Source organism: Blautia sp. AF14-40, from assembly GCF_003479665.1.
GTDB lineage: Bacteria > Bacillota > Clostridia > Lachnospirales > Lachnospiraceae > Fusicatenibacter > Fusicatenibacter saccharivorans.
Genome location: NZ_QUHK01000059.1, coordinates 1 through 6,025, shown reverse-complemented (window position 1 = coordinate 6,025; position 6,025 = coordinate 1). Strand labels below are relative to the sequence as shown.

The 6,025-nt window shown below is 37.8% G+C and carries 3 protein-coding genes; all 3 read right to left on the bottom strand.

Annotated features, from left to right (window positions below; genetic code table 11):
* Positions 1–130: 130 nt before the first annotated feature.
* The 3 genes from DWW13_RS17590 to DWW13_RS17580 all read right to left on the bottom strand — a co-directional run bounded on the left by DWW13_RS17590 (position 131) and on the right by DWW13_RS17580 (position 5,886).
* Positions 131–931, bottom strand: a complete 801-nt coding sequence (locus DWW13_RS17590; protein ID WP_019163021.1) for a helix-turn-helix transcriptional regulator — start codon at positions 929–931, stop codon at positions 131–133.
* Positions 932–1,282: 351 nt separating this feature from the next.
* Positions 1,283–2,680 (bottom strand): MFS transporter, encoded by a 1,398-nt coding sequence (locus tag DWW13_RS17585; RefSeq protein WP_055221854.1) that lies wholly within the window; start codon positions 2,678–2,680, stop codon positions 1,283–1,285.
* 167 nt (positions 2,681–2,847) lie between these two features.
* Positions 2,848–5,886: a glycoside hydrolase family 2 TIM barrel-domain containing protein gene (locus DWW13_RS17580; RefSeq protein WP_118720715.1), complete on the bottom strand. Its 3,039-nt coding sequence runs from the start codon at positions 5,884–5,886 to the stop codon at positions 2,848–2,850.
* Positions 5,887–6,025: the final 139 nt, after the last annotated feature.

The window sequence follows — 6,025 nt, the reverse complement described above, 5'->3', positions numbered from 1 at the left end:
GATAAGTTTGTGCAAAATTCGATATTTGCTCATTTATAGCTACAAATATTTTTATATTATATCATCCACACATGAAATCAAATACATAGCACTGTAAAATCAAAGTAAATATTTCGATCAACAGAACCTTTTATGACAACATCTCTTTCACACAAGTACTTCGATAATCACTTGGTGATATTTTATATCTTTCTTTAAATACTCGGTTAAACGTTCTCTGACTTTCAAATCCACTATCCAGACAAATATTTGTAATAGAATCACTCGTATTTTCCAAACGATGGCATGCATAGTTCAGCCTTGCATCGTTAAGATATTGATTAAAGTTTCTATGGAATGTTTTGGAAAAGAGTCTGGATAAAACATATTTGCTCACGCCCAGGTCTTTTGCCATCTCTTCCAGAGAAAACTTCTTCTTAAAATTTGCTGATATATAGGAAACTGTCTGGTAAATAAGATCATTGCTCCCCACACTACTCTTTTCTACCAAATTTAATTTTCCTATGCAGCGTGCCAACACAATTTGAAGATATGCCTGTGCAACAGTAATATCCGACTGTTCTGTCTCTAAAATTGCATTTATAACCCTATATACCTCCGGTTCAACCTTTTCCGCTTTGATGATTGGGTATTCAGGAGCCATGGATTGCATGATATCTGCAAATTTGGCTATCGTAAATGGCGATGCGATCAGATAAGTCGCTTTATTTACACCGGGTGTCAGTACCTGATAGTGATGAATAACATCTGGAAATACAAAGCCTATATCTCCTTTTTCCATATGGTATAGTTCCTGTCCGACACCAAGTTCTAATGCTCCACTTGTTACACAAACGATCTCCAGTGCATTATGAAGATGTGGTTCAATATGTTTTGACTTCCTATTTATTGCTATAATCTCCTCTTTTGTGTCAACATATTTTAACTGCATGAAATACTCCCCTTTGCAACATTTGTCTATATCTTCTTTCGATTTGGCAAGCAATCCTTTTACACCTATCTTATAATCAACTTGTAAATAAGGAAAGGAGGAATTGCAAATGAGCAACCTAAAAAAATATCTGAATGACCTTTTAGTATTCTACGCTGAATATTTTGAGCATCCTTACCATGTATAAATACTAAAAGGACTATTTTGTGAAAACTGAATATTTTCTTAAGGCCATTTCACAAAAATGAAGTGGTCCTTTTTTATTTTCAAAATACAGTTCTATCACTTTATATATAGAAAAAAGCACTGTCTCATCGAGCAACGACCAGACAACGCTTTCTCCTGTCAATTCTAATTTATGTCTAATGCATCCGTTACTTCATCTGCAGCAATTCCTTTTTCTGCTTTCAGTTTTTTATTTGCATCTTCTACATTCATTCTTGAAAGTGCAAACATAATCAATACATCAAAGATTAACGGAAGCCAAAGATACATGAACTGCATCATATCAAGTGCAGACTGTGGCTGAGTTGCATTTGTTCCGACATATCCACTGAACTCAAGCATCCATCCAACAACAGCGGTTCCAATACCTCCACCGATTTTTACACCAAGAGAAGTACAAGAGTACATCGTTCCGTCAATTCTCTTTCCCTGCGTAAGATAAGTGTATTCAGAGCAAGATGCGATAACTGCATTCATATCTCCCTGCCATGGTCCCTGACCTAAGGCTGCAAGAGCTGTAAATGCCATCATCAGCGGAACACTGCCCATATATCCGGCAACAACAACAAGTGCTCTACCGATGACTGCTAAGACGTAACCTCTTAAGTTCAGTTTATACATACCTTTCCACTTACCAACTAATGTCGGTGTGAAAATCAGGGCAATGATCAGTGGAATATTTACTGCCCATGCAAATTGTCCAAACAAATTCTTATTTTTCAGTACCCATGTCATGTAATAAATGCCAGCTCCAATCATGGCACCATATAACTGCTGTAAAATATATGTTCCACAAATCATCATGTAATATTTGTTTTTAACAAGAAGCTTGAATGCCTGTACCATTCCGTACTTTTCATTATCATTCTTTACTTCTCCTTCATTAAGTTCTTCCTCCGGAAGTTCCTTAACAGAAAGTGCTGAAATCGTATTTACGACCAGACCAATGATTGCATAGATAATAGCAACCGTTCTCCATGCCGCAGCATCTCCACCACATTTATCTACAAATTCAACTGTAATCGCCTGAATCAGAAGACTTGTTGAAAATGCAAAAATAAAACGGTAAGATCCCATCTGTACACGCTCTTTGCTGTTCTTTGTAATCAGTGACGTAAGTGCTGAATAAGCAATATTGTTTGCTGTATAAAACACACCATTTAACAGTGTATAAGAAATAAAGAACCATGCATATTTAGCCGTTGTTCCAAAGCTGACTGGTACTGCAAAGCAGCAGACCAGCGTAATGGCACAACCAATGTATCCGTATAGCATCCAGGGTTTCGCTTTTCCCATTTTACTGTGTGTTTTGTCAATCATTGATCCAAAAAATATATCCGTAAAACCATCAAATAGTTTTGATACGGCAATCAGGGTACCCACGACACCTGCAGCAAGTCCTACCGAGTCCGTCAGATAGACCATCATAAAAGATGTCAGGAACGCATAGACTACATTACCTGCAACATCACCTGATCCGTATCCAATTTTGTTATACCATTTCAAATACTTTTTTTCTTCCATCGAATTTCTTTGCTCCTCATCTTCATCGCACTTAGAATCTCAATATGTCTAACCGTATGATGTCTAATTCTGTTTTTTTCTCTGTTTTTGTCTGATTGCTCTGTATATCCGGACTTTACATTACAATCAGACTATCCTTCTTTGTTTACGGGTTACATGAAACTTTATTATCCCTTTACATACGGTATCAGCGTAAACTGGAACCGGAATAATACATCATCAAATCGGTACTGATCTAATACAACTGGACCACAACTATTAGAACCAATGCCATTTAATGCGTAGTCAACACAGAATACTACACTATCTGATTCTATTAATTCATAATTATGCGTTTTCTTCTCAAGTTCTTCCTGTGTATAATAAGAAGCATTGAATGAAAATGCCTTTTCTGCGGATGCCACAATTCCATATCGGCTGTTGTTAAGCTCTACATATTCACAATCATAATGGCTTCCATTTTCCTGTGGACGGATATAGTCCTCATGTAAATCCCCTACATCTGCCCGGTACAAACCGTGGCTCGCAGCCTGATGTTTATCACAATAACTTTCCTGTGGTCCCATTCCAAAGTATCTTACAGCTGAAAGTTTTTTATCCAGGAACATCCTCACACCAAATCTCGGAAGATCCGGGAATTCATCGTCTTTTGTTACTGCAATATCTGCATCAATCTTTCCAGCAGCTTCTATTTTCCATGTAATCGTCACATCAAGAATCTTCTGTACTGTCTCTGCCACAACGGAAGCATGGCTTGTAATCTTCACACCATGTTTTCCCTGCACAACCTCTGTCGTATAGGCTCTTGTGTAAGCCTTATCATAGTGGGCTTTCTTCCATTCAGACTTGATGTACATATCGTTATCTGTTGGAGCTCTCCAAATATTTAATTCCATCGGATGGTTCAAGTATTCCCGCCCTGCGAATTTCATCTCTGTAAAGAGTGCAGTACGTTTGTCTATGGTATAAGCAAATTCACGCCCCTTGATATGAATCTGTGTATCATTTTCATTTACCTGTAATTCAGAGTCCACTACTGTTTTTGGTATCCATTTCTCTGCAAGTTTACATTTTGTATCCTCTTTACTTACCTCAATTTCATCAAATCCAAGAATATGGTCTTCATCCAACAGTGGCAATTCTTTTTTCAGATGGTAAATAAGTTTTAAATAACATTTCCCATTCTCTGGAACATTGATCTTCAGGTTTGTTTTTCCTTCCCCGTGTGGTGCCACAGAAAACTCCGGAAGTATGCCTTTGCTGATCACAAGACCATCCTGTGTCAGCTCATAACTAATCTTCACATAATCTTTCAAGTCATCAAAATCCATGTAGTTATGAAGCACCAGTTCTCCGCTTTCTTTGTTATAGGAAATAACTCTTGCCGGGCGATAAACATTCTTGTATTCCAAAAGTCCTGTATGTACCGTTCTGTCCGGATATACTAATCCATCCATACAGAAGTTGCCATCATGAATTTCTTCGCCATGGTCGCCCCCATAAGCATATATAGTCTTTCCATTCTCAGCAGTTCCATGAGCAATCGCATGGTCACACCATTCCCAGACAAAGCCGCCGCACATTTTATCATTATCCTGAATCATCTGGAAGTAATCTTCAAAATCTCCAGGTCCATTTCCCATGCTGTGACAGTACTCTACCAAAAGGAAGGGTTTGCTTCCATCTTTATCCAGATATTCCTGAATTTCGGAAAGCGCCGGGTACATCCGGCTGTACACATCCAGATTGCTGTAATCATATGTTTCATCATAATTACGGTATCTTGCACTCTCATATTGTGTGATACGGTCTGGATCAAAATTCTTTGTCCATTCCAGTGCTTTTTCAAAGTTGCAGCCATAAGCACTCTCATTTCCCATTGACCACATAACAATACAGAAACGGTTTTTGTCACGTTCCACCATGAGTTTTACGCGATCAACGATTGCCTCTTCCCATACCGGATCATCTGCAATCTTCTCATTCCATCGTTTGAACCGATTGTAATCAGTGTCTTCTTTTCTGTAGATCATAAATGGACCATGAGCTTCAATATCTGCTTCATCTATTACCATGAATCCATACTTGTCACACATTTCATAGAAAAATGGTGCGTTCGGATAGTGGCTGGAACGGATCGCATTAAAATTATGCTGCTTCATTAACGTAAGATCGGTTGTGAGCTGTTCCAGACTGATTGTAAATCCAGTAACCGGATCGGAATCATGTCGATTGACACCACGGAATTTAATCTTCTGTCCATTTAGGTAAATGATCTGGTCTTTAATCTCTATCTTTCTTAATGCAATGTGATCTACAATTACTTCATTCTCTGTTTCAAGAATCAGTTTATATAGATATGGATTTTCTGTATTCCAAAGTTCCGGACTTGCAATTTCTAATACAGCTGTTCCTTCTTCAGCAATACTTCCTAGTGCTACAACTGCTCCGTTTCTATCTTCAATCGAAATTTTTACATTTAAGGGAAAGTAGAATTTCATTTCAATTTCTACTTTCGCAAGCATATCCTCAATTCTTGTTTTAATATGATAATCACTGATTGCCTGTTTTGGGCGTTTCAAAATGTACACATCCCGGAAAATACCACTCATACGGAATTTGTCCTGATCTTCCAAATAGGAACCATCACACCATTTCATTACCAACACTGCCACCGTATTCTTTCCATCCTGAAGTACATCGGTAACATCAAACTCACTGGTCATATGTGAAACCTGGCTGTATCCTATGTAAGAGCCATTGATCCATACATAAAAGCAGCTGTCTACTCCTTCAAAGTTCAAAAAAGCTTTTGATGCTTTCTCATCTCTGCTGTACTCAAAATTATGTACATAAGCTCCACACGGAATATCCTGTGGCACATATGGTGGATCAAACGGAAACGGATACCGGATGTTTGTATACTGGTGTGTATCATATCCTGCCATCTGCCATACACTTGGAACCTGAATCTCATCAAAATTTTCTGTATCATAATTCTTCTCAAAGAAAGAATCCTGAATGTCATAGATGCTGTTAAAATACTGGAATTTCCAAGTTCCATTCAATAACTGCATACGATCTGATTCTTCTCTGTGTTCCACCAAGTTATCCATTCTTTTGGATGCCGGAATATAATAGGCTCTGGCTGGCATTGTGTTTTCGTGCAGTACGCTTAGATTTTCATAATAACGTGGTACGATCATAAATAACTCTCCTCCAATACATATACTTTTTTGTTCTTTGTTTCCCTAAAGCAAACCTTATACTTTATTTTTTTGTTTACGTTCCTTAGTTATGCTATATACTATAAATGAGCAAATATCGAATTTTGCACAAACTTAT